The sequence below is a fragment of the Thalassospira lucentensis MCCC 1A00383 = DSM 14000 genome (assembly GCF_000421265.1).
Lineage (GTDB): Bacteria > Pseudomonadota > Alphaproteobacteria > Rhodospirillales > Thalassospiraceae > Thalassospira > Thalassospira lucentensis.
In genome coordinates this window covers 93,151-114,769 of sequence record NZ_ATWN01000011.1, presented here as the reverse complement: position 1 = coordinate 114,769, position 21,619 = coordinate 93,151, and the positions used below count along the sequence as shown (strand labels likewise).

At 53.8% G+C, this 21,619-nt stretch carries 19 protein-coding genes; 12 read left to right on the top strand and 7 right to left on the bottom strand.

The genetic code is table 11. From position 1 onward, the window contains the following. Nucleotides 1–493 precede the first annotated feature (493 nt). From K355_RS0119910 to K355_RS0119895, 4 genes are all read left to right on the top strand, one after another. A complete protein-coding gene (locus K355_RS0119910) occupies nucleotides 494–1,999 on the top strand; it encodes a DNA recombination protein RmuC (RefSeq protein ID WP_022733925.1) in 1,506 nt (501 codons plus the stop codon). Between the two features lie 187 nt (nucleotides 2,000–2,186). Beyond that, nucleotides 2,187–2,705, top strand: coding sequence for a peptide deformylase (gene def / locus K355_RS0119905; protein ID WP_022733924.1), 519 nt, complete (start codon nucleotides 2,187–2,189; stop codon nucleotides 2,703–2,705). A 172-nt stretch (nucleotides 2,706–2,877) separates the two neighbouring features. Next, nucleotides 2,878–3,804 (top strand): methionyl-tRNA formyltransferase, encoded by a 927-nt coding sequence (fmt, locus tag K355_RS0119900; protein ID WP_033369176.1) that lies wholly within the window; start codon nucleotides 2,878–2,880, stop codon nucleotides 3,802–3,804. Further along, the gene (locus K355_RS0119895; RefSeq protein ID WP_022733922.1) at nucleotides 3,804–4,361 is read left to right on the top strand and encodes a GNAT family N-acetyltransferase; all 558 of its coding nucleotides are present in this window, start codon (nucleotides 3,804–3,806) and stop codon (nucleotides 4,359–4,361) included. The genes fmt and K355_RS0119895 overlap by 1 nt, the downstream gene beginning before the upstream one ends. A gap of 5 nt (nucleotides 4,362–4,366) precedes the next feature. Here the strand turns inward: K355_RS0119895 and K355_RS0119890 are convergent, their stop codons facing one another. Beyond that, nucleotides 4,367–5,350, bottom strand: a complete 984-nt coding sequence (locus K355_RS0119890; RefSeq protein WP_022733921.1) for a LysR family transcriptional regulator — start codon at nucleotides 5,348–5,350, stop codon at nucleotides 4,367–4,369. Nucleotides 5,351–5,490: 140 nt separating this feature from the next. Between K355_RS0119890 and K355_RS0119885 the strand changes: the two genes are divergently transcribed. Next, nucleotides 5,491–5,673, top strand: a complete 183-nt coding sequence (locus K355_RS0119885; protein ID WP_022733920.1) for a hypothetical protein — start codon at nucleotides 5,491–5,493, stop codon at nucleotides 5,671–5,673. Nucleotides 5,674–5,882: 209 nt separating this feature from the next. Here K355_RS0119885 and K355_RS0119880 read toward each other — a convergent pair whose 3' ends face one another. The 6 genes from K355_RS0119880 to K355_RS0119850 all read right to left on the bottom strand — a co-directional run bounded on the left by K355_RS0119880 (nucleotide 5,883) and on the right by K355_RS0119850 (nucleotide 14,475). Continuing rightward, nucleotides 5,883–7,190, bottom strand: coding sequence for an MFS transporter (locus K355_RS0119880; protein ID WP_022733919.1), 1,308 nt, complete (start codon nucleotides 7,188–7,190; stop codon nucleotides 5,883–5,885). 180 nt (nucleotides 7,191–7,370) lie between these two features. After that, nucleotides 7,371–9,386 (bottom strand): TRAP transporter permease, encoded by a 2,016-nt coding sequence (locus tag K355_RS0119875; RefSeq protein ID WP_022733918.1) that lies wholly within the window; start codon nucleotides 9,384–9,386, stop codon nucleotides 7,371–7,373. A gap of 5 nt (nucleotides 9,387–9,391) precedes the next feature. Then, a complete protein-coding gene (locus K355_RS0119870) occupies nucleotides 9,392–9,901 on the bottom strand; it encodes a DUF1850 domain-containing protein (protein WP_022733917.1) in 510 nt (169 codons plus the stop codon). Then, entirely contained in the window at nucleotides 9,898–10,863 is a 966-nt protein-coding gene (locus tag K355_RS0119865; RefSeq protein WP_022733916.1) for a TAXI family TRAP transporter solute-binding subunit, read from the bottom strand. The genes K355_RS0119870 and K355_RS0119865 overlap by 4 nt, the downstream gene beginning before the upstream one ends. 505 nt (nucleotides 10,864–11,368) lie before the next feature. After that, nucleotides 11,369–12,763, bottom strand: a complete 1,395-nt coding sequence (locus K355_RS0119855) for a sigma-54-dependent transcriptional regulator (RefSeq protein ID WP_022733914.1) — start codon at nucleotides 12,761–12,763, stop codon at nucleotides 11,369–11,371. Continuing rightward, on the bottom strand, nucleotides 12,760–14,475 hold the full coding sequence (locus tag K355_RS0119850) for an ATP-binding protein (protein WP_022733913.1): 1,716 nt from the start codon (nucleotides 14,473–14,475) through the stop codon (nucleotides 12,760–12,762). Before K355_RS0119850 ends, K355_RS0119855 begins: the two co-directional genes overlap by 4 nt. Before the next feature lie 315 nt (nucleotides 14,476–14,790). Here K355_RS0119850 and K355_RS0119845 point away from each other — a divergent pair, with 315 nt between their 5' ends. From K355_RS0119845 to ptsP, 7 genes are all read left to right on the top strand, one after another. Continuing rightward, the gene (locus tag K355_RS0119845; RefSeq protein ID WP_022733912.1) at nucleotides 14,791–15,507 is read left to right on the top strand and encodes a response regulator transcription factor; all 717 of its coding nucleotides are present in this window, start codon (nucleotides 14,791–14,793) and stop codon (nucleotides 15,505–15,507) included. A 53-nt stretch (nucleotides 15,508–15,560) separates the two neighbouring features. Further along, the gene (locus tag K355_RS0119840; protein ID WP_022733911.1) at nucleotides 15,561–17,213 is read left to right on the top strand and encodes a stimulus-sensing domain-containing protein; all 1,653 of its coding nucleotides are present in this window, start codon (nucleotides 15,561–15,563) and stop codon (nucleotides 17,211–17,213) included. A 111-nt stretch (nucleotides 17,214–17,324) separates the two neighbouring features. Continuing rightward, on the top strand, nucleotides 17,325–17,765 hold the full coding sequence (locus tag K355_RS0119835; RefSeq protein ID WP_028791789.1) for an HPr kinase/phosphorylase: 441 nt from the start codon (nucleotides 17,325–17,327) through the stop codon (nucleotides 17,763–17,765). Nucleotides 17,766–17,783: 18 nt separating this feature from the next. Further along, entirely contained in the window at nucleotides 17,784–18,740 is a 957-nt protein-coding gene (rapZ, locus tag K355_RS0119830; protein WP_022733909.1) for an RNase adapter RapZ, read from the top strand. Between the two features lie 19 nt (nucleotides 18,741–18,759). Continuing rightward, nucleotides 18,760–19,164, top strand: a complete 405-nt coding sequence (locus K355_RS0119825) for a PTS sugar transporter subunit IIA (protein WP_022733908.1) — start codon at nucleotides 18,760–18,762, stop codon at nucleotides 19,162–19,164. 76 nt (nucleotides 19,165–19,240) lie between these two features. Further along, complete coding sequence (locus K355_RS0119820; RefSeq protein ID WP_022733907.1) at nucleotides 19,241–19,516, top strand: HPr family phosphocarrier protein; 276 nt, start codon at nucleotides 19,241–19,243, stop codon at nucleotides 19,514–19,516. 116 nt (nucleotides 19,517–19,632) lie between these two features. Continuing rightward, nucleotides 19,633–21,384 (top strand): phosphoenolpyruvate--protein phosphotransferase, encoded by a 1,752-nt coding sequence (gene ptsP / locus K355_RS0119815; RefSeq protein ID WP_022733906.1) that lies wholly within the window; start codon nucleotides 19,633–19,635, stop codon nucleotides 21,382–21,384. Nucleotides 21,385–21,619: the final 235 nt, after the last annotated feature.

Sequence of the window (21,619 nt, the reverse complement as noted above, 5' to 3'; positions counted from 1 at the left end):
GTTCGTTTCCTGTTGTCTGTGCGTTCGTACCGGACACCTGCCCGCTCGCAGATAGATGTCTTGGATCGATACGATATTCCGGTGCGGTTCAGGGTCAGAACGTTATGCACATCTGGCCGTTCCGTAACGGGCCATTGTCATGGCAAACCTGATCCTGTCGCTTGGCGCCTATGCTAGTGCGCCGGGGGTCTTGATGGAATACAACTTAAGGCGGGGGGCATTTCACCGAGAAATCGCCAGATTGCCGGGGTGAGTATCCCGCCCATGTCTTGCCGGGGTGGTCATGAGAACGGTGTTGGCTGGGATGCCCTGGACAATGATCTAAAGCCATATTCCATATATGTCTTTGAAATATAGTCTAATTTTAGACGTTCGCCAGCGCCCGTGCGACAATATTTTCATCTGATCTTTCGGATTATTTTCACGTTGCGTTGTGGATTTGACGGAACAAAACAGATACAAAGAACGCAGATGATAATGAAATGGTGGGACAATGGATCCGATATCTTTGGCCGCAGGGGCTGTTTTGGCTTCTGTGGTGGCGCTTATATTTGGCGGATTAATGATCAAACGCATCAAAGATGCCGCCGATGCCCAGACAGAGTCGCGCACAGCCCTTGTTTCGTCGCAGCTTGAGCAAACCGAAGCCACACGTCGTGATTTGGCAAGCGAGCTTGCGATCACCCGCGACAAACTGGCCGAGGCGGCGGAAAAACGTGCCATTGCCGAAACCACAGCCCACCGGGTGCCCACCCTTGAAGCCGAGATGAAAGAACTGCGCACTATTCTTGATCAGTGGCGCGAAAAGGGATCGGAACTTGAAACCGCGTTAGAAAAAGAACGCGAAGCCGCAGCAGAGAAGCTTGCGATGCTTGAAGATGCCAAAATCAAGTTGCTTGATAGTTTCAAGGCGCTGTCGTCCGATGCGCTTAAGGTCAATAACGACGAGTTCATGAAGCTGGCGCGCGAAAACTTTTCGCGCATGCAGGAAGGAGCCAAAGGCGACCTTGAAAAGCGTCAGCAGGCAATTGACGGCATGGTCAAACCGATCCGTGAGCGGCTTGAGGCGTTTGACACCAAGGTCAACGAGCTTGAGAAAAACCGTAAGGAAGCTTACGGCGAGCTGCGCGAGCAGGTCGGCACATTGGTGCAATCGCAAACCAAGCTGACCAAGGAAACCCAGACGTTAAGCTCCGCACTACGCTCAAGTTCGTCGGTCTCGGGGAAATGGGGTGAGTTGCAGCTTCGGCGTATTGTTGAGCTGGCCGGGATGCTCAAGCATTGCGATTTTGACGAACAGGTGCATTTCAATACCGACGAAGGTGTTCAAAAACCCGACATGGTTATTCACCTGCCGGGCGGGAAAAACATCGTCGTTGATGCCAAGGCGCCGACATCGGCCTACCTTGAGGCGATTGACGAAAAATATGACGATGATCGCCGCGAAGCCTTGATGGGCACCTATGTGACCAACGTGCGTAAGGTGATCTCGGAGCTTTCGAAAAAATCCTATTGGAAATCGGTCGACAGCCCGGAATTCGTTGTGCTGTTCCTGCCCGGTGAAAGCTTCTTTTCCGCCGCCCTTGAACGCGATCCGCGCTTGATCGAGGACAGTTTCCGCGATGGGGTGATTTTGGCAACGCCGACCACCTTGCTTGGGTTGCTGAAAGCCGTGTCATACGGCTGGCGACAAGAAGCTCTGGCGGAAAGTGCGCGCGATATCAGTGAAATCGGCTTGCAGCTTTATGACCGTCTGGCGGCCCTTGCCAAGCATTTCTCATCGATGGGTAAATCGCTTGAAAGCACGGTGAAGCATTACAATAAGACATTGGGATCGTTGGAAGGCTCGGTACTGGTGTCTGCGCGCAAATTGAAGGAAAAGCACATCGTTTCCGATGACCGGATGATCGAAGAACCTTTGCCGTCAGAAACCCATGTGCGTGAGATCACCAAGATGGAGCTGATTGGTGGTCCGGACGGCGAAACCGACACGGAATAATATGATCACGTGATCGGCATATGCCCCAACCGGTATCGAACATGGCTGATGTCTGTGTTGTGCGGGGCAGTTTGCTTGACTTGCGGTCACGGAAACCTTATCTCGAAGCGCGAAATTCGCTATAATCAGATGACGCCCCGGATGGGGATCAGTTTTAGATATCAGTTCGAAATCGGATTACAGACCAATGGCCCTGCGTGAAATTCTTATTGTTCCAGACCCGCGCCTTAAGAAAGAGTGCGAACCGGTCACTGAGGTGAATGATGAGATCAGACAGCTTCTAAGCGACATGCTTGAAACCATGTATGCCGCACCGGGTATCGGTCTGGCCGCCCCCCAGATCGGGGTAATGAAGCGCGTGGTGGTCATGGATGTGTCCGACGATAAGGACAAGCCCGAACCCTTGAAGCTGATCAACCCGGAAATCATCTGGGAATCCGAGGATACTTCGATCTATCAGGAAGGTTGCCTGTCGATCCCCGACCAATATGCTGATGTCGAGCGCCCAATTGAAGTCGGTGTGCGTTATCTTGACGAAAATGGCGAAGAACAGGAAATCGAAGCAGATGGCTTGCTGTCGACCTGTATCCAGCATGAAGTTGATCATCTTGACGGTGTTTTGTTCACCGATTATCTGAGCGCGCTTAAACGCAACATGATCCTGAAAAAGGTTCAGAAACTTCAGAAGACCAAAAAGTCTGCGTGATGGCGTATGACGTTTTGGGTGATTGATTCTGAAGGGCCGGTTTTCCGGCCCTTTTGTTTTGGGTGATTTTGGGCGTGGACGCAGGCATGGCTTGTCATTTGTGTGTGATCGCGCCAAATTGCCGCCAAGCGATCAAAAATACCACCGATATGACGATGAATGGACGCATGACATGACCAAACTGCGCATTGCCTTTATGGGAACCCCGGATTTTGCCCTTGTGGCACTTAAGGGGCTGGTGGCGGCTGGGCATGATGTGGTGTGCGTCTATTCCCAGCCGCCCCGGCCATCAGGGCGTGGACAAAAGGAAACGCCAACGCCGGTCCATGCATGGGCGCAAGAACAGGGCATTGAAGTTCGCACACCGGTATCGTTGAAATCCGACGCAGAAAAACAGGCCTTTGCCGATCTTGATCTCGATGTTGCGGTGGTTGCGGCCTATGGGCTTATTTTGCCAAAGGCGATCTTGGATGCGCCGAAATATGGCTGTTTGAACATTCATGCGTCGCTGTTGCCGCGCTGGCGTGGGGCGGCCCCGATCCAGCGGGCCATTCTGGCCGGGGACGTTGCAACCGGGGTGACGATCATGCAGATGGATGTCGGATTGGATACCGGTGATATGCTGTCAGTTGGCGAAATTCCGATCACGGCGGAAACCTATGCCAATGGTTTGCATGATGATCTGGCGACCCTTGGCGGGACGATGATTGTCGATGTGCTGGCGAAATTGCAAAGCGAGGGCTTGAAGCCGGTTAAGCAACCTGAAGAGGGCGTGACCTATGCCGCCAAGCTGGAGCGCGCCGAGGCAAAACTTGATGTCAATGACGATGCCAGCGCGCTTGAGCGTAAAATCCGCGCCTTTACCCCATGGCCGGGGGCCTATTTTGAACTGGGTAAGGAACGGATCAAGGTGCAGGCGGCTGAGGTGACCGATCAAACCGGGCCGGTTGGTGAAATCCTTGATGACAAGCTTTCGATTGCGTGTGGAGTCGGGGCGCTGCGCCCGACCCGTATTCAGCGTCCGGGCAAGGCGGTGATGGATGCAGATGCGGTGCTGCGTGGCTATGACAAACTTGCCAAGGGTGTGGTGCTGGGCTGATGACCGGGTCTGATATTATCCCCAAACCCGCGGGTGCGATCGCACATCTTGCTCTTCGTCCGGCGCGCAATGCCGATGGGGATGGTGTTTCTGATCTGATTGAAGCGGTGTTTGCGCAGTATCCCGGCTGCGTGTTTGATCGGGCGGGCGAATTTCCTGAACTCGACGCCATTGCCGATGATTTTCGGGCGTCACATGGTCGGATGTGGGTGGCTGAGGATCGTGATGGACGTATTTTGGGATGTTTTGGCGTCAAATATGATCCGCCGACACGCGAAGCCGAACTCCACAAGGTCTATCTTGATCAATCCTGTCGCGGGCAGGGCGTTGCCCAGCGTTTGCTGGCAAAGGCGCTGACGTGGCTTGGTGACAAGCATTCCGACTGTGAAACCGTGATGCTGTGGACAGACACACGGTTTGAGGCAGGCCACCGGTTTTATGAAAAATGCGGCTTCGCCCGCACCGGGCAAAACCGCATTCTTGATGATCTTAGCCAATCGTCGGAAATTCAGTTCCGGCTTGATTTTGCCACCTACCGCACATTTCTTGCGATATAGGCTTCTTACCGTGCGGTATTGTTTTGGATGGCGCGGGTGTCCGGGGTGCCGTCCGGGTTCTTTTTGACCGCACGGGCATCGCGGAAGCCAAGCTCCCACGGCGGAACCGGGGTGAATTTTTCGGCCAGAAAGTCAACAAAGGCACGGACCTTGGGCGACAGATGGCGTTTGTGCGGATACACCGCCGAAATCCATGCCAGATCATGCACATATTCGGTCAGAACCGGGGTCAGACGCCCGGCCCGGATATCCTCATGCACCAGATATTCGGCCAAACGCGCCATACCCAGACCGGCAACCACGGCTTCGTGCAGCACATCGCCGTCATTGGCCGAGAATGACCCTTGCGCGCGGAATGACACATGACCATCAGGGGTATCAAAATGCCAGTCATTGAAGCTTTCGCGTGATGACAGATGCAGGCAGTTGTGGTTTTCCAACTCTTGCGGTTTGCGCGGGATGCCGTTCTTTTCCAGATATTCCGGCGATGCGACGATCATGCGGCGGTTGACCGCATATTTGCGCGCAATCAGCGATGAATCTTCAAGGGCGGACAGGCGGATCGCCAGATCATAGCCATCGTTGACCAGATCGGTGAATTTATCATCGAGTGTCAATTCGATGCGCACATCGGGATAGCGCGCAAGAAATTCCGGGATCAGGGGGACGACCTGCATTTTGGTAAAGGCAACCGATGCGTTGATCCGCAAGGTGCCGCGCGGGGCGGCATAAAGCTGGGTGACGACTTCTTCGGCTTCTTCGATCTCGGTCAGGATCGTGCGTGCGCGTTCGTAAAAGGCGCGGCCTTCCTCGGTCAGGCTAAGCTGACGGGTGGTGCGCATCAACAAACGGGCGCCAAGCCGGTCTTCCAGACGCGAGATGTATTTTGAAACCGCCGACGGCGACAGGCGCATTGTCCGGGCAGCAGCCGAAAAGCTTCCCTCCTCGACAGCATGGACAAAGATTTCCATTTCAGCAGCGCGATCCATATCTCGACGATCCTATTTATGACGTTCATTCACAAGTAATGTGCATATTGAGGTAATTCTCTTTCCCCGTAAAGAAAATTAGATTGGGTTCATCGAGAGCGACACGGTCGTCGCCCACACCGAAATATCAGGAGGTCATCATGGCCACTTACGAAGAAATCACCACCCGTTACATCTCTGCAACCGAAATCGAAGCAGGCGTACGTAAAGGTCAGCAGCTCCGCGCTGAGTTCGTCGGTTCCTTCTTCCGTAACCTGTTCAAAGGTTCGGATCAGGTTTCGGATGTGAAACATCCGGCCGGTACCGTTGGCGGTGCTGCCTAATCTACTTCACTTGCGACCTTGCTGGTTGAGCACTGATTGATTTTTCCTCCCCAAGAGGTGCTCCCGCAAGCTGAGACTGATTTCTATCTAGCGTCTTCCTCCCAAGTTTTGACGCTGTTTTCCCGACTGGCCCGGTCACTTTTGTGATCCGGGCCATTTTTTTGTTCGGTCGTCAGGACGCTGAATTTTAGTTTTGATTTTGGCGGCGGTTACTCAGCACCCTGTGGATTAACACCGGGCGGCACGTAAAAGCCCGGCCGTTCGGAAATCCACGACATCACACTTACAATTGCCATGCCACCAATTGTCAGTCCGAGCATCACCTCAATCGACATGTCGGCGGCAAACATCCAGCCATAAATCGCCGGCCCCATCGCGGATGCCAGAACCATGATGGCGGTTAATGTGCTGCGCGCCGCCCCGATTTCATCAAGTGGCACCAATTCGGGGATGATGGCGGTCCGAAGGGTGGTGGCAAAGCCGGTGGTGATGCCGACCAGCCCCATATAAACCAAAATCATCACCGGATGTGTCCCCAGTGACAGCAACAGCACCCCGATCATCACCGGGATCAGATGCCATGGGAAAAGGCGCCGGGCGGAATATTTGTCAATCAATGGCCCGCTGCCAAAGGCACCCAGCACGGATGTGATGGCAAATACGGTAAAACCGGCAGCAAACCAGCCAAGATCAATGCCCTTGTGGTTGGAAATTGCGCCCTGATGGAAAAAAAGCGCAGTCATCACCAGTGGCGGTGTTGCCAGCATCGGCATGCAAAACCAGACATAGACCGAGCGAAACAGGCGTGGATGACCTGTGTCGGCACTGGTTTGGTCTGGTTCGGTTTGCGCCGTATCGGTAAGGCTGTCTGTTTTGTGCGGCGTTGCCGAGTCTTTTGGGTTTTCGGGTGTGGTTTTGCTGGGTGCTGATCGAAACCGTGCATCGGACCGGATCAGCAGGATGGCCAGCGGGATCAGGATCAGAACGATAAACACCCCGGCCGCGCCATAGGTATATCGCCAGCCAAACAACGCGATCATTGCCAGCAAGGTTGCGGGCAAAATGGCCTCAGCCAGGGGAAAGCCAAAACTGGCAATCGCAAGCGCACGTCCGCGATGGAGGGTAAAATAGCGCGCAATACCGGTCATGCTGACGTGGCTCATCAAACCCTGTCCGGCCAGACGCAAGACAAACAGGGCAGCAATCAGCCACCAGACGTTGCTGGCGGTGGCAATCATCAGACAGCCAAGGGCCAACAACCCCATCGTTGCCAAGCTGTAAGACAGGATGTCGACCTTATCGATCCAGCGCCCAACAACCGGCAGGCACAGCGCACTGCCAATCGTAATACCGGCATAGATGTTGGCAAATTCCGTTTCATTCAACGCAAGGCTGGCTGAAATGAACGGCACAAACAGGGCAATCAGAAAGGTCTGTCCAAAGGACGACCCGAAACTGTGCAGTGCGCCAAAGGCAAGCTGCCTTGGGGCTTGGCGAAGCAAAAGAATAAATTGCATGAGGTTTCTAGCAGGAGTTTTGGGGATGGCGTTTAATAGTATGAGGAAACTATCGCGCGAAAAACGGCCTGTCTACTGCCCTGTCGGGTAGGGGCGTGGGCCGGTAAACGAAAAATGCCCGCAAACGATAAGCTTGCGGGCATTTTGCCAGATGATTTGTCTGATGATTTCAGAATGGCTCTAACTTGCCGCCGGGGCAGGTGTCGGGCCGTCCTTTTTGCCTTTCCACCAGTTCAGACCGAGAATGGCGAGAAGGACGACCGTCCCGGCAATCTCGGCGGTCAGGTCAGGCCAGAATACACCAACCGTGGCCGGAACAATCAGAACCCGCGAAATGATGTCCATATGGGCAAACAGATAACCCTCAAGGGCGGCTGCAAAGGCCACAAGACACAAGATCGCGGTAAAGCCGGTCCAAAGAACGATCTGGATTGAACCGCCTTCGATGATTTCCGGGTTAAACACCATGAATGCCGGGATCAGATAGAGCCCCTTGGCAAATTTCCATGCCTGAAAACTGGTTTCCATGGGGCTGGCGTTGGCAATCGCTGCCCCCGCAAAGCCCGCCAGTGCAATCGGCGGTGTGACGTTACTGTCCTGCGAGTACCAGAACACCACCAGATGCGCGATTAGAAGCGGAATGCCAAATTCGTTCGACAATGCCGGACCGACCAGCACGATCAAAACGATGTAGGATGCCGTTACGGGCAAACCCATGCCAAGGATCAGGCTGGCAATCAGAACCAGAACAAGTGCCAGAACAATGTGACCGCCCGAAAACGCGATCATCATCGATGAGAATTTCAGGCCAAGACCGGTCAGGCCGACCACACCAACGATAATCCCGGCAACCGCACAGGCCATCGAAACGGCAACGGCATTCTTTGCACCAAGCTCAAGAGCGGCAATGGTGATTTTGACGCCATTGGCAAGGGCAGATTTCAGCGCATCGTAGCTGGGCTTTTCGCCCTTTTGCGGGGCGACGATGAAGAACCAAAGCACATAGCGAAGGGCGGCAACCGCCATCACCGAAATGATCGCCCAGAACCCGACGCGCATGGGCGAAATGTTCAGGATCAAAAGGTAAATCAGAACCCCAAGCGGCAAAATAAACTGCCAGCCTTCTTTGAGAACCTGTTTCCAATCGGGAAGTTCCGAGACCGGCATGCCGCGCATGCCGTTCTTAAGAGCAACGATGTGGACAAACAGATACACCGTGCCGAGATACAGGATCGCCGGGAAGATCGAGACCATGACGATTTCAAGATACGGCACTTGCGTATATTCAGAAATCAGGAACGCGCCCGCGCCCATCAGCGGCGGGGTAATCTGCCCACCCGTTGATGCCGCAGCTTCGATGCCGCCTGCCTGTGCCGGACGGTAACCAAGACGCTTCATGAGCGGGATGGTAAAGGCGCCCGTGGTGACCACGTTGGCAATCGCCGATCCGCTGATCGAGCCCATGCCAGCAGATGCCAGAACGGCGGCCTTTGCCGGGCCACCGGGTTTTTTGCCTGTGGCGGCATAGGCCATATCGATAAAGAATTTACCCGCCCCTGTGACTTCAAGGAACGCGCCAAACAGCACGAACATGAAGATATAGGTCGCAGCAACCCCCATCGGCAGGCCGTAAATGCCTTCCTGACCAAGGTAAAGTTGCCCGACAAGGCGATCAACATCCGCCCCGCGATGCGACAAAATACCCGGCAACCATTCACCAACCCATGGCAGTGCGCCGCGTGGCCCCGACAGGGCATAGACAATTGCGACGATGCCGATAATGGTCATGCCAAGGCCAACTGCACGGCGGCTTGCCTCAAGCACGGTGACGGTTGCGATGATGCCGATGATCAGATCGGTTTCGCTCCAGAACCCGGCGCGATTGAAAATCGCATCGAGATAGAAGGAAAGATAAAAGCCGGTGGTAAAGGCACCGGCGAGGAAGGCGATATCAATGATCCAGCCCAGCACACCACGCTTCTCGTTGCCGCCAAAAATCGGGAACATCAAGAAGGCCAAGAACATGACAAACGCCAGATGGATACTGCGCTGATAGAACAGGCCAAGCGGTTCGATACCTGCGGCGTACATCTGGAACAAGGAAAGTGCAACGGCGACAACAGAAATTGCCATCACAACCAGTTTTGGCTGTGGCAGGTTGTCCGCCATGGACGGAAGCGGTGCCGGTTCAGACATGAGACTTATTCCCCGGTATCAAGGCGGATGGTGACACGGGTGTGTTCAGCCATCTTTGAAAGATAGATTTCGTCACCATCATTTGTGACGATGCGATGATCAACAGCAAGGCTTCCGACGCGCAGGGCATAGGCATTGCCCGGCACAGGTTCGTCGATATCCTCAATCCAGTAGCCGCCACCTTTGGCGCTGGTGAGGATTCCACGACCCGGATAATGGCCAAGACCTGCGGCAAAATCGGGTTGGTAGGCACGGTGGAGAACCATTTTTCCCAGATCATCGACATAACAGTCTATCACCCCGTCACCGGTTACTGAATGGTTCCAATAAAGGCACCAGCCGGTTTGGCGTGGGATGGGTGTTCTGGCCAAAACGGTTCCATCGTCCGCAATGACCTTAAGTTGGTCGGTTGCGGTGCCCGGTAGCGTTTCGGTGCGCGGGGACGGGCCCGCACATGCCGACAGAAGAATGGTAAGGGCGGCCAATGCTGGCCGCCCCCAATTTAGCGAAATCATGGATACAGTTTCGGCGGAATCGGTGAACCGGTTTCTTCGTAATAACGAAGCGCACCCGGATGCATCGGAATCGGGGTCGAGTTCAGCGCGAAGTCAACGGTGGTGTCGTTGGCTGCCGGGTGAATCGCAATCAGTTCATCAACCTTGTCAAACAGGGTTTTGGTGATCTGATAGGCGAGGTCTTCGTCCATTTCTGCGTTCACGAACAGGACGTTCGGGGTCGAAACGGTGTTGACCGGTGCTTCAACGCCTTCGTAGATGCCTTTGCGCAGGGCATAAGGTGCGAAGGTCGGTTCAGCATCAAGGGCCGCAACGATTTCTTCGTCGGTCAGCGCAATCAGCTTGATGTCGCGGGTAGTTGCGAGGTTGAGGATCGAGCTGGTCGGCGGGCCAACGCTCCAGAAGCCGGCATCGATGTCACCATCACGGAGCGCATCAGCGGTTTCGTTGAAGTTCAGGCGCTGTTCTTCGATGTCATCATAGGTGATACCATTGGCTTCAAGCAGGGTTTTGGCCGAAACTTCGGTGCCCGAACCCGGTGCGCCAACAGAAACGCGTTTGCCTTTAAGGTCGGCAAGCGTGTTGATGCCGCTGTCTGCCATGGTCACGATCTGAACGGCGTTCGGATAGATCGATGCCAGTGCGCGGACGTTATCAAGTTTGCGGTCTTCGAATTTACCGGTGCCGGTGAAACCCGCATAAACGGTGTCAGCAAGACCGATTGCAATGTCACTGTCGCCACGGGAAATCAGACCCATGTTTTCAACAGATGCGCCGGTTACTTCGGCAACTGCGGTGGAACCATCAACATATTTGGTGATCAGTTCGGCCAGGCCACCACCATACGGATAGTAGGTGCCGCCGGTGCCGCCGGTTGCGATCGAAAGCTGTTGTGCCGATGCGGGTGCAGCGGCGAGAATCATGGCTGCGGCTGCTGCAGAAAGCAGATTACGTAGCTTCATGGTAGTCCTCCCTTAGGTTAACGCGTGGTGCGTCGAGATATTCAAAAGATCATTTCAAAACGATTGATCTTTGGGATCGAAAACGACCCTTTTTCGGGGCCTGTTATTTTTGGATTTCAATCGCGACACCGTGAAATGCTGACATGTTTCGCATAATGTGCGCCAGCCAACGGAACCCTGCCAGAAGGACATGCAAAAGAGCATTGTTCAACAGGCAGATCGCTGAAATCTTATGAAAAAAGGTGAAATGCGCAACAGCCAATAACATACCGCCCATTGTGGGCTGGCTGTCAGGTATCCTCCCTTGTTTTCGTTATTTTATCATTTTGGTACTCGGATGTGCAATGTGTATGCCAAATAAGAGAATTAAAATTACTGTTATAAATCAATTGCTTGAATTGGTCGAATTTGCCAAATCGGCGAAATCTTGCTGATTTTCCGTATTTGATCGGCGGATTATTGCCGATGTTTGCGCCGCTTGCATGCCGGATGTTGGGTTCAGACCCTAGACGATTTTGTCGCGCCGAATGTTCAGCTTTTTCATTTTTTCATTGAGCGTGCGCCGGGGAATATCGAGTTCTTCCATCACCGATTTGACGTTGCCATCGTGACGGTCCAGTGCATCGCGGATCAGGCGTTCTTCAAAATGTTTGACCTGATCGGCAAGTGCCAACGCGTTTGCAACCGGTTCTGCCAGATTAAAGCCGCCTTTGAACAGTCGCTGGAATCTATCTTCGGGGCTGCCGACAAGCAGAACATAGCGTTCCGCGAGGTTTTTGAGTTCACGGACATTGCCCGGCCATTCGTGTTTTTTAAGCTGCCCGATCAAGGATGGTGCCGGTCGGTCATAGGGGCGTTCAAACCGTTCAGCGGCACGTTCGGCAAAAATATCAAACAGAAGGGCAATGTCATCGGTGCGATCACGCAAAGGCGTGATTGCCAGTTCGAACGTATTGATGCGAAACATCAGGTCTTCGCGAAACTGTCGGGCGGAAACCGCGTCGGTCAGGTTTTCGTTGGTGGCACAAATCAGGCGAAAATCAACTTTAACCGGTGAATTTGATCCGACACGCACGACTTCGCGCTGCTCGATCACGCGTAGCAGTTTGGCCTGAAGGGCGAGTGGCATGCTTGATATCTCGTCGAGAAAAAGCGTGCCTTTGATGGCATGTTCAATCCAGCCAATCCGCTGCCCAGCCGCCCCGGTGAAGGCTCCTTTTTCATGGCCGAACAATTCACTTTCAGCAGTACTTTCCGGGATGGCAGCACAATTGACCGCGACGAACTTTTCATCGCGTCGGTCACTGAGGTCATGAATGGCGCGTGCGACCAGTTCCTTGCCGGTGCCGGTTTCGCCAGAAATCAGAACCGGCACTTCGGTTGCGGCGATATTGGCGATTTCTTCCTTTAGCGCGTACATCTGTTTGCTGTTGCCGATCAGGCGGCCATCAAGGCTGCCGCGATGGGCAATCTGGCGGCGCAGTTGGCGGTTTTCAATGACAAGACGGCGCTTTTCAATCGCGCGTTCGAGGCTTTCGACAATGTCTTTGGGCTCAAACGGTTTTTCGACGAAATCATAGGCGCCGCTTTTCATCGCCTCGACGGCCATGGGCACATCGCCGTGCCCGGTCATCAGGATCACCGGTATGTCGCCATCGGTGGCAAGAACCGATTTGGTGAAACTGATGCCGTCCATTTTGGGCATTTTCACATCGGTCAGAACCACACCGGCGAAATCAGATGTAATATCGCCAAGCGCATCACGGGCGTCAGCATAGACAGTGACCTCAAAATCAGACAGTTCCAGCCATTGCGCCAGCGACACACGCATGGCTTCATTGTCATCAACAATGATGATGTGTGCCTGACTTTTCGGCGGTGTCTGATTGTCGGTCGTCACGATGTTTGTTCCCTAAGCAGTGGCAGGCGGACTTCAAAGCACGCACCACCCGACGTCATGTTATAGGCTTTTATGCTGCCGCCGAAGTCACGCACAATGCCATATGTCACCGAAAGTCCCAACCCGACACCCTGTCCCGGGTCCTTGGTGGTAAAGAACGGATCAAACAGAAGAGCCAGTGCATCATCATCCATGCCCGGCCCGGTGTCGGAAATGCGCATGATCACGTTGGACTCCGCCGTCGTTAGGTCAATGCGAAGACGTTTTTTCGGGCTGTCGATCATGGCATCAAGCGCATTGCGAATGATATTGACGCAAACCTGTTCAATTCGCACCAGATCGGCATGGACCATTAACGGCATGCGAAGTTCATGGCGTTCAAGCTGACAGTTTTCCGTTTCCAATTGCGGGCTTAGCAGCTGCAGGGCGTTATCAAGGGCGACCTTAAGGTCAACGGGTTCGAGAACCCCGGTTGATTTGCGCGAAAATGTCTTGAGCTGCCCGGTGATGGCACCCATGCGTTCGGTCAAAGATGAAATTTGTGAAATGTTCTGATCAAGCTGTTCAGTCTTGCCGCGTTCAATCATCAGTTTGGCGCTGGCGCAGAAGGTCCGAATGGCGGCAATCGGCTGATTGATTTCATGGGCGATGGCGGCCGACATTTGGCCCAATGCCGCCAGTTTCCCGGCCTGAACCAGTTCGTTTTGTGTGCCGCGCAATTCGTTTTCGGTTTTGCGTCGTTCAGTGATTTCTTCTTCAAGGCGGGTGTTGAGACTTTGAATGCGTTCGAATTCAAGGGCTTCGCGTTGGGAGGCCAGTTTTAATTCGCGTTCGCGCAAGAACAGAATGATCAACATGATCAATCCGGACGCAATGATGGTGATCAGCATCACGGTGCCCTGACGGGCGGTGACGTCGCTCATGGAGGTCAGATAGAAAATCCGCCAATCGCTGCCGTCGATTTTCTTTACATCATACAGAAACTGTTCCGACCCAATCGCAAGCGTGCCTTTGCCATCCGAAATTTGCCCGCCGATGTCGAGGCTATTGAGGTCTTCGCCAACATATTGACGGTTGCGTGTAATGCGTTCGCGATCCGCAGCCGACAGAGGCAGCAAGGTGCGGTATTTCCAATCGCCCCGACTGGTCAGTGTAATCACACCATCGGCATCGGCGACAAAGACAACCTCGCCACCGTCCTGCCAGTTCTTTTCCAACTCGTCGAGTTCCAGTTTGACGACGACAACGCCAATGATCTGATCATTGCGGCTTATTGGGGTGGAAATGAAAAGCCCCGCCCGTCCGGTTGTAACACCGATCCCGAAAAAGAAGCCCTCATGCCCGGCAATGGATTGATTGAAATAGGGGCGGAAACTGTAATCTTCGCCGACAAAACTGTCGGCGGTGTTCCAGTTGCTCGACGCAATCGTCATGCCGCGTTGATCAAGAACATAAAGGGCTGCTGCGCCCGCCCGGCCATTGACTTTTTCAAGATACAGGCTGGCGGTGTGGGCATTTCCGGTGCCAGCAATGGCATCAATGACCTGATGATGGCGCGAGACGACATAGGGTAAATAGCGATACCGGTCGATGGCTGCGCGCAATGAGCTGTCATAAAGGGCCAGACGGGCCTGTGCGGTTTTTTCAAGTTCATTGATTGTCAGATTGCCGGTGGAACTGACGGCAAGCCATACCACAAGCCCCGCGATCATGACCCCGGCCAGACTGAGCGTTACGCGGCTATAGGTGCTTAACCAGTAAAAAATGGCTGCCTCCCGGCGGGTCAGGGATCATTTTGGTGTTCGGCGCGTTTGTGATTGATTGGCATGTTCGTTCCGAACGGATGATTGTTATTTGTCCCCGCAGCGGAAAGTCAACTGATACAAGTATGGGCAGGGCTGGCAAAGCCATGAGAGAAGAGGCCTTAATTATGCCTCAGGAGGTTATTTTTTCGCCACATTGGGGTGTAACTTGTATAGTTATGAGAGTTACGAGAAAATTTTATCTGTCCAAAGGGTGAGGTTCAGGTGAGCAAGATCGCACTTGTAGATGACGACCGGAATATCCTGACGTCTGTATCGATGGCGTTGGAAGAAGAAGGATATGAGGTTCTTACATATTCTGATGGCTCTGAGGCGTTGCACGCCCTGACCAAGGAAGAGCCAGATCTGGCGGTCCTGGATATCAAGATGCCCCGTATGGATGGGCTTGAGCTTTTGACCCATCTGCGCAAGAAAACGCAGATGCCGGTGATCTTCCTGACGTCAAAAGATGACGAGGTTGATGAATTGACCGGCCTTCGTCTGGGCGCGGATGATTATATCAAAAAGCCGTTTTCCCAGCGTTTGCTGATTGAACGGATTCGCACCTTGTTGCGGCGTGCGGAAATCATGCGTGCCGGGGGTGTTCGTCCGAATGGTTCGGATGACGTTGTCCAGCGTGGTGACCTTGTGCTTGATCCGTCGCGCCACATGTGCAGCTGGAAAGGCTTGCATGTGAACCTGACGGTGACCGAGTTCCTGCTTATTCAGGCGCTGGCCAAGCATCCGGGGCACGTTAAAAACCGTGATCAGTTGATTGATGCGGCGTACGGCGAACATATCTATGTCGATGACCGTACCATTGACAGTCACATCAAACGCCTGCGTAAGAAATTCCGCGAAACCGATGACGAATTCAAGGAAATCGAAACCTTGTATGGCGTGGGATATCGTTATCGTGACACAGCCACAGTAGCGGGCTGACACCACGTTTTCGGGCCGGGTTTTTCCCGGCCCGACCAAATTTGCGGGTTTGAATGAGCGACTTTGCCGCCGAAGATAACGACGACCAAACAACGGTCCAGCACGAAACGCGCACAGCACGCATAGAAGAACGTCACGGGCTTTTTTCCCCGCTGACGTGGCGTATTCTGGCGGTAAATGCGCTGGCGTTGTTCGTGCTCGTTGCCGGGATTTTGTATCTTGGCCGCTATAAGCAGGAATTGATCCATTCCGAGCTTGAGGCGATGGCGGTTCAGGCGGAAATGTATGCCGCAGCCCTTTCCACATCTGCCGTCAGTTCCGGCGATGATGCGACCAATCAGGTGAAGCTTGAAGTTGCGCGTGAAATGGTGCGGCGTCTTGTCGGCATTACCGGTGCGCGCACACGTTTGTTTGCGGTTAATGGCAACCTGATTGCCGACAGTCGCAACATCAAGTCATTTGGGGCAGGCACCATTCAGGCCGAAGAACTTCCCGCACCGGGCGATGACGATTTTTTCGCCGAAGTCATGCGCAATCTGACCGATGGGTTGCTCGCCCTGTTTGAAGGCGATCAGCCCTTGCCGCTTTATGTTGATCCGCCGGTTGCCAGTGCAGCCGATTATCCGGAAGTGCGCGCAGCCCTTGCGGGCTATTCACGCGGGGTTGTCCGGGTGGATGGGCAAGGACGGCGGGTGTTGTCGGTGTCGGTGCCGGTCGCCCGGTTCAAACAGGTTTTGGCATCGGTGATGATGACCAAAAGTGGCGATACGATTGAAACCGCCCTGCATGCCGTGCGGCTGGATATCCTTAAAATCTTTGTCTTTGCCTTTGGGATCACGGTTCTTCTGTCGATCTATCTGGCCGGAGTGATTACGCGGCCACTGAACCGGTTGGCGCGTGCGGCCGAGCGGGTCCGACGCAGTAAAAACCGTCAGTTTGCCATCCCCGATTTGTCGGATCGCAACGATGAAATCGGCGATTTGTCGACGACATTGCGCGATATGACCGAAACGCTGTGGGATCGTATGGATGCGATTGAACGGTTTGCCGCCGATGTGGCGCATGAGATTAAAAACCCGCTGACGTCGCTTCGAAGTGCGGTGGAAACCGCAACACGTTTGAAAGATCCAGAACGGCAACGCCGACTGATGGAAATCATCGCCGAAGACGTGCAGCGTCTTGATCGACTGATCAGCGATATTTCCGATTATTCGCGGATGGATGCCGAACTGTCGCGGACCGAATCCGAAGAGGTTGACCTGCGCCCGCTTCTGCAAACAATGGGTGAACTTTACAATGCCAACCCCGATGGGCCGCGCATCAAGGTTGCGGTGCCGGAAAACCTGATTGTTCCCGCCCTTGAAAGCCGATTGACGCAGGTGTTTAGAAACCTGATTTCAAACGCGATTACCTTTACCCCCGAAGGTGGGGAAGTGCGCGTGCGGGCATGGCGAGATAAGAATCAGGCGATCATCACGATCGAAGATGACGGGCCGGGCATTCCGCCGGGCAAGGAAGAGGCGATCTTTAACCGGTTCTATACCGAACGCCCATCGACCGAGAAGTTCGGTCAGCATTCTGGATTGGGGTTATCAATCTCCAAGCGGATTATGTCGGCTCATAATGGCGAACTGAGCGCACAGAATCGGGTGCTTAATGATGAGGTCAAAGGGGCTGTCTTTACCATTCGGTTGCCGCTTGATTGATCTGTGACGGGGCAGAAAACCCTCAGTAATCGGTCATTTATCTATGCGTGTGGATAGGGCCCAGCGTTTGGGGTTTGACAAGGCGGTATGAGCCAAGCATCGTTTTCCATTATGTCCCAAATTCATGCAAATTGTATCCTGATCGGCGCGCATGCTGTTTTGTTGCGCGGGGCATCGGGTGCCGGAAAATCCAGCTTGTCGCTGCGCCTGATGTCAAAGGGGGCAGTGCTTATCTCCGATGACAGAACCGACCTTGTTGCGCGCGACGGACGTTTGATTGCACGTTCCCCCTCCCAGATCGCCGGACTGTGCGAAGTGCGTGGGATTGGTGTGGTGCGTGGATTGCCTACTAAACCTGAAGGCGACGTTCGCCTAATCGTCGATCTTGTTGATGATCCGGACGATGTCGAACGCATGCCGGTCCCGGAAACCGAGCTTGTGTGTGGTATTGAAATTTCAAAGTGGAAATTTTGCATATCTGATCTGGCGGTTGAGGCCAAGATTGGGGTAGCTTTGGCGCTCGCAACGGGTCAGATGCAGCTCGAACCCTAAGTTCAACAGGAAACCGCTTTGCAAGAACGTTCAGAAAAATCACCAGAAAATCCGCAAGATCGATCCGATATGCGTGACGGTTTTGCTGCTGATTATACTGATGCCAAAAACCGGCTGGTTCTGGTGACCGGGGTTTCTGGTGCTGGACGGACGACCTCGCTTAAGATTTTGGAAGATTTCGGGTTTGATGCGGTGGATAACCTGCCGCTTCGATTGTTGCCTGCGCTGATTTCCGGGGCCAAGCACCCGGAACAACCCACCGCGATTGGTCTTGATATCCGAACCCGTGATTTTGGTGTTGATCAGTTTGTCAAAATCATTGCCGAGCTTCGCGATCAACAGGGCGTTGATCCGCTTGTGGTTTTCTTGGATGCCGAAACGTCGGTTTTGCAGCGCCGGTTTACCGAAACGCGCCGCCCCCATCCGTTGGCGCATGATCGACCACTTGTTGATGCGATCGAGCATGAAAAACGCCTGATGGCACCGATTGCCGCAACGGCGGACATGACCATAGAAACATCGCGCCTGAAATCAGCCGAACTGCGCAAGATCCTGCAAGACCAGTTTCACATCGGTGAAACTGAAGGTATGGCCGTTTTTGTCAAAAGCTTTTCGTTCCGCCAGGGGGTGCCTGCGGAGGCCGATCTGGTTTTTGACGTTCGCTTTCTGCGCAACCCGCACTATGATCCCGAGCTTCGTCTTTTGACGGGACTGAATAAAGCTGTTGGAAATTACATCGAAGAAGATCCGGATTTCGCCGGATTTGTCGATGGGCTGCGGGACCTGCTTGAGCCGATTTTGCCGCGCTATGCCCGCGAAGGTAAGAGTTATCTGACCATCGCAATCGGGTGTACGGGCGGCCAACACCGTTCGGTTTATACTGCGCGGATACTAAATGACTGGATTGCCGATCTGGGATATGACGTTCATCTCAGTCATCGTGACAAGCCGGATGAACCGAATTCGGGGGAGTGAAGAAGATGGAGAAAACTGCATGATCGGGATGGTGCTTGTCACCCATGGCGATCTCGCGAAAGAGTTCGTATCTGCCTTGCAGCACGTTGTGGGCGAGCAGGAAAATGTCGAAGCGGTCTGTATTGGACCGGATGACGACATGGAACAACGTCGTGCGGATATTCTGGCCAGTGTCGAAAAAGTCGACAGTGGCAAAGGCGTTGTTTTGTTGACCGACATGTTTGGCGGAACCCCGTCCAATCTGGCGATTTCGATTATGGAACAGGCCCATGTCGAAGTGATCGCAGGGGTAAATTTACCTTTGTTGATTAAGCTGGCATCTGTTCGCGTTGAAGGCACCTTGGCCGAAACGGTCAATGCCGCCCAGGATGCGGGCCGAAAATACATCAATGTCGCATCGCGTTTGCTCAGCGGCGAAGAATAAGACTTAAAACAATAAAATCAGGGCCGGACGTGAAAAATGCGTGTCCGGCCAGTGGGGACATACCGCGGGGACATAGATGGCGCAGAAGGAAAAACGCATTTTAACAATCAGTAACCAGCGCGGATTGCATGCCCGTGCTGCGGCGAAATTTGTTAAACTGGCCGGTGAGTTTGAATCGGCGATCATGGTGCGCAACCGTGGTACCGAGGTTTCAGGTGTTTCGATCATGGGGCTTATGATGCTGGCCGCATCCATCGGCACCGAGATCGAGGTCGAGGCTGTCGGACCTGACGCCAAAAAGGCGATTGAAGCCTTAAACGAGCTTGTCGATGACAAGTTTGATGAAGAATAACCGCTTCTTTGCGGTATAAAGAACTGACGGCTTTCAGGAAATAACAAGAACGAGTTGGCAGAAGATCTGGTTTGACAGTTCCCCCAAAAGACCAATCCATATCCGATGAAAACGCAATGGCCGGCCGGCGGATTATAACCGGGCTGGGGGCATCTGGCGGGATTGTGATTGGTCGGGCGTTTGTTCTGGACCGCCAATATATTCAGGTCAGCCGTAAACCGATTGCCGAGGATGCCGTTCAGGCCGAAAGCAAACGCCTTCATGATGGCGTTGCGCAAAGTATTGATCAGCTCAAGCGTCTGAAATCACAATCTGCCAATGCTGGAAGTGCCGCATCCGAGGAACTTGGTTTCCTGCTGGATGCCTATGTTCATATGCTGACCGAATCGCGTCTGGTGCGCGGGGCGGAAGAACTGATTGTGTCGCGCAAGCTTAATGCCGTGCATGCGGTCAGCGAAGTCATCGACGTCATCGCCAATCAGTTTTCGGGCATTGATGATCGTTATATCGCCGCACGCGCATCTGACATCCGCGAAGTTGGTTTGCGCCTGATGCGCTGTTTGATCGGCGAAACTGATCGGGCGGCCGACATGGCGCCCACCGGCGCGATCCTGATTGCCGAGGATGTCAGCCCGGCGGACATGGCCCGGTTTGAACCCGGCCAGTTGACCGCCTTTGTCACCGCCCTTGGCGGGGCAGAGGGGCATACCGCGATTATGGCGCGTTCACTTGGTATTCCCGCCGTCCTTGGGGCGGCTGATATCATTCGCGGGGTTTCAGGAGGCGATCAGATCATTGTCGATGGGGGGCGGGGTGAAGTCATCCTTGCGCCCACTGATGCCGATATCGCCCATTATACCCAGCGCCGTGAAGATTGGTTGGCCGCGCGTAACAAGCTTGCATCCTTGCGCGATGTGCCGTCGGCGACCCGCGACGGGGTTGATATTGATTTGCACGCCAACATCGAATTGCCAATCGAGCTTTCCGCCGCCCTTGAAAACGGCGCAACCGGGATTGGCCTTCTGCGCAGCGAGTTCATGTTTATGAACAAGGATTACCTGCCCGATGAGGACGAACAATACGCAGAACTCGCCGATATCGTAAAACGGATGGATGGCAAGCCCGTCACGATCCGGACTCTTGATATCGGGGGGGAAAAGCTTGCGGTTGCGCTTCAGGCGGATATGGGAACCGGGCCGAACCCAGCCCTTGGCCTGCGCGGTGTGCGGTTGTCGCTGCGCAAACCGGAACTTCTTGAGGCCCAGTTTGGCGCAATTTTGCGTGCGTCCCTTCATGGTAAGGTGCGCGTCCTGATCCCGATGGTGGTCAGTGTTCATGAAATGACGCGGGCACGCCATATTTATGAGGCGGTGGCCAAACGGCTGCGCAAACAGGGCCATGCAATCCCCGATGATCTGCCCCCACTTGGGGCGATGATTGAAATCCCGGCCGCGGCCATTGCGGTGGATACGCTGGCGCGCGAATGCGATTTCTTTGCCATTGGGACCAATGATTTAACCCAGTATACGCTGGCGATTGATCGTACCGATGATCAGGTGGCGGGGCTTTTTGACCCCTTGCATCCATCGGTGCTGCGTCTGATCCGCGATGTGATCAAACTGTCAAACGAACGCGGTATTCCGGTCAGTGTCTGTGGCGAAATGGCCGGTGATCCGCGCTATATTCCATTATTCATTGGCTTTGGTCTGCGTAATTTATCGATGTCGCCGGTGAATTTGTTGCTGGTTAAGCAACGTCTGCGGCGTCTTGATACGCGCAATTCCAAACATCAGGCGGATCGCGTGATGGAACAATGGGATCAGGCCCGCATCGCCGTGATGCTTGATGATTTCAACGATCTGGCCTGATCGAAACTCAGCACAGGTTTTATCCTCATACAATTTATGATGACCTTTTGATCTTGCTCGACTTTTGTCGGTCGAAAGCAGGATGTAATTTTGCGCGTTGAAATTTGATGCAAGAAAAGACTTGAAAAAGATATAAAGAAATCTTTATATGTCTTCCATCGCAGTCGAATAAACGACTGCCAAAGAATTTATCGGCGTAGCTGCAAGACAGATGTCATTGCGGATGCGCAATTTG

Coding starts and splice junctions, on each gene's coding strand:
- K355_RS0119910 (WP_022733925.1), top strand. CDS start 494: ATGGATCCGATATCTTTGGCCGCAGGGGCTGTTTTGGCTTCTGTGGTG.
- K355_RS0119865 (WP_022733916.1), bottom strand. CDS start 10,863: ATGAAGCTACGTAATCTGCTTTCTGCAGCAGCCGCAGCCATGATTCTC.
- K355_RS0119880 (WP_022733919.1), bottom strand. CDS start 7,190: ATGCAATTTATTCTTTTGCTTCGCCAAGCCCCAAGGCAGCTTGCCTTT.
- K355_RS0119835 (WP_028791789.1), top strand. CDS start 17,325: ATGTCCCAAATTCATGCAAATTGTATCCTGATCGGCGCGCATGCTGTT.
- ptsP (WP_022733906.1), top strand. CDS start 19,633: ATGGCCGGCCGGCGGATTATAACCGGGCTGGGGGCATCTGGCGGGATT.
- fmt (WP_033369176.1), top strand. CDS start 2,878: ATGACCAAACTGCGCATTGCCTTTATGGGAACCCCGGATTTTGCCCTT.
- K355_RS0119885 (WP_022733920.1), top strand. CDS start 5,491: ATGGCCACTTACGAAGAAATCACCACCCGTTACATCTCTGCAACCGAA.
- K355_RS0119840 (WP_022733911.1), top strand. CDS start 15,561: ATGAGCGACTTTGCCGCCGAAGATAACGACGACCAAACAACGGTCCAG.
- K355_RS0119875 (WP_022733918.1), bottom strand. CDS start 9,386: ATGTCTGAACCGGCACCGCTTCCGTCCATGGCGGACAACCTGCCACAG.
- K355_RS0119825 (WP_022733908.1), top strand. CDS start 18,760: ATGATCGGGATGGTGCTTGTCACCCATGGCGATCTCGCGAAAGAGTTC.
- K355_RS0119895 (WP_022733922.1), top strand. CDS start 3,804: ATGACCGGGTCTGATATTATCCCCAAACCCGCGGGTGCGATCGCACAT.
- K355_RS0119850 (WP_022733913.1), bottom strand. CDS start 14,475: ATGATCGCGGGGCTTGTGGTATGGCTTGCCGTCAGTTCCACCGGCAAT.
- K355_RS0119890 (WP_022733921.1), bottom strand. CDS start 5,350: ATGGATCGCGCTGCTGAAATGGAAATCTTTGTCCATGCTGTCGAGGAG.
- def (WP_022733924.1), top strand. CDS start 2,187: ATGGCCCTGCGTGAAATTCTTATTGTTCCAGACCCGCGCCTTAAGAAA.
- K355_RS0119870 (WP_022733917.1), bottom strand. CDS start 9,901: ATGATTTCGCTAAATTGGGGGCGGCCAGCATTGGCCGCCCTTACCATT.
- K355_RS0119820 (WP_022733907.1), top strand. CDS start 19,241: ATGGCGCAGAAGGAAAAACGCATTTTAACAATCAGTAACCAGCGCGGA.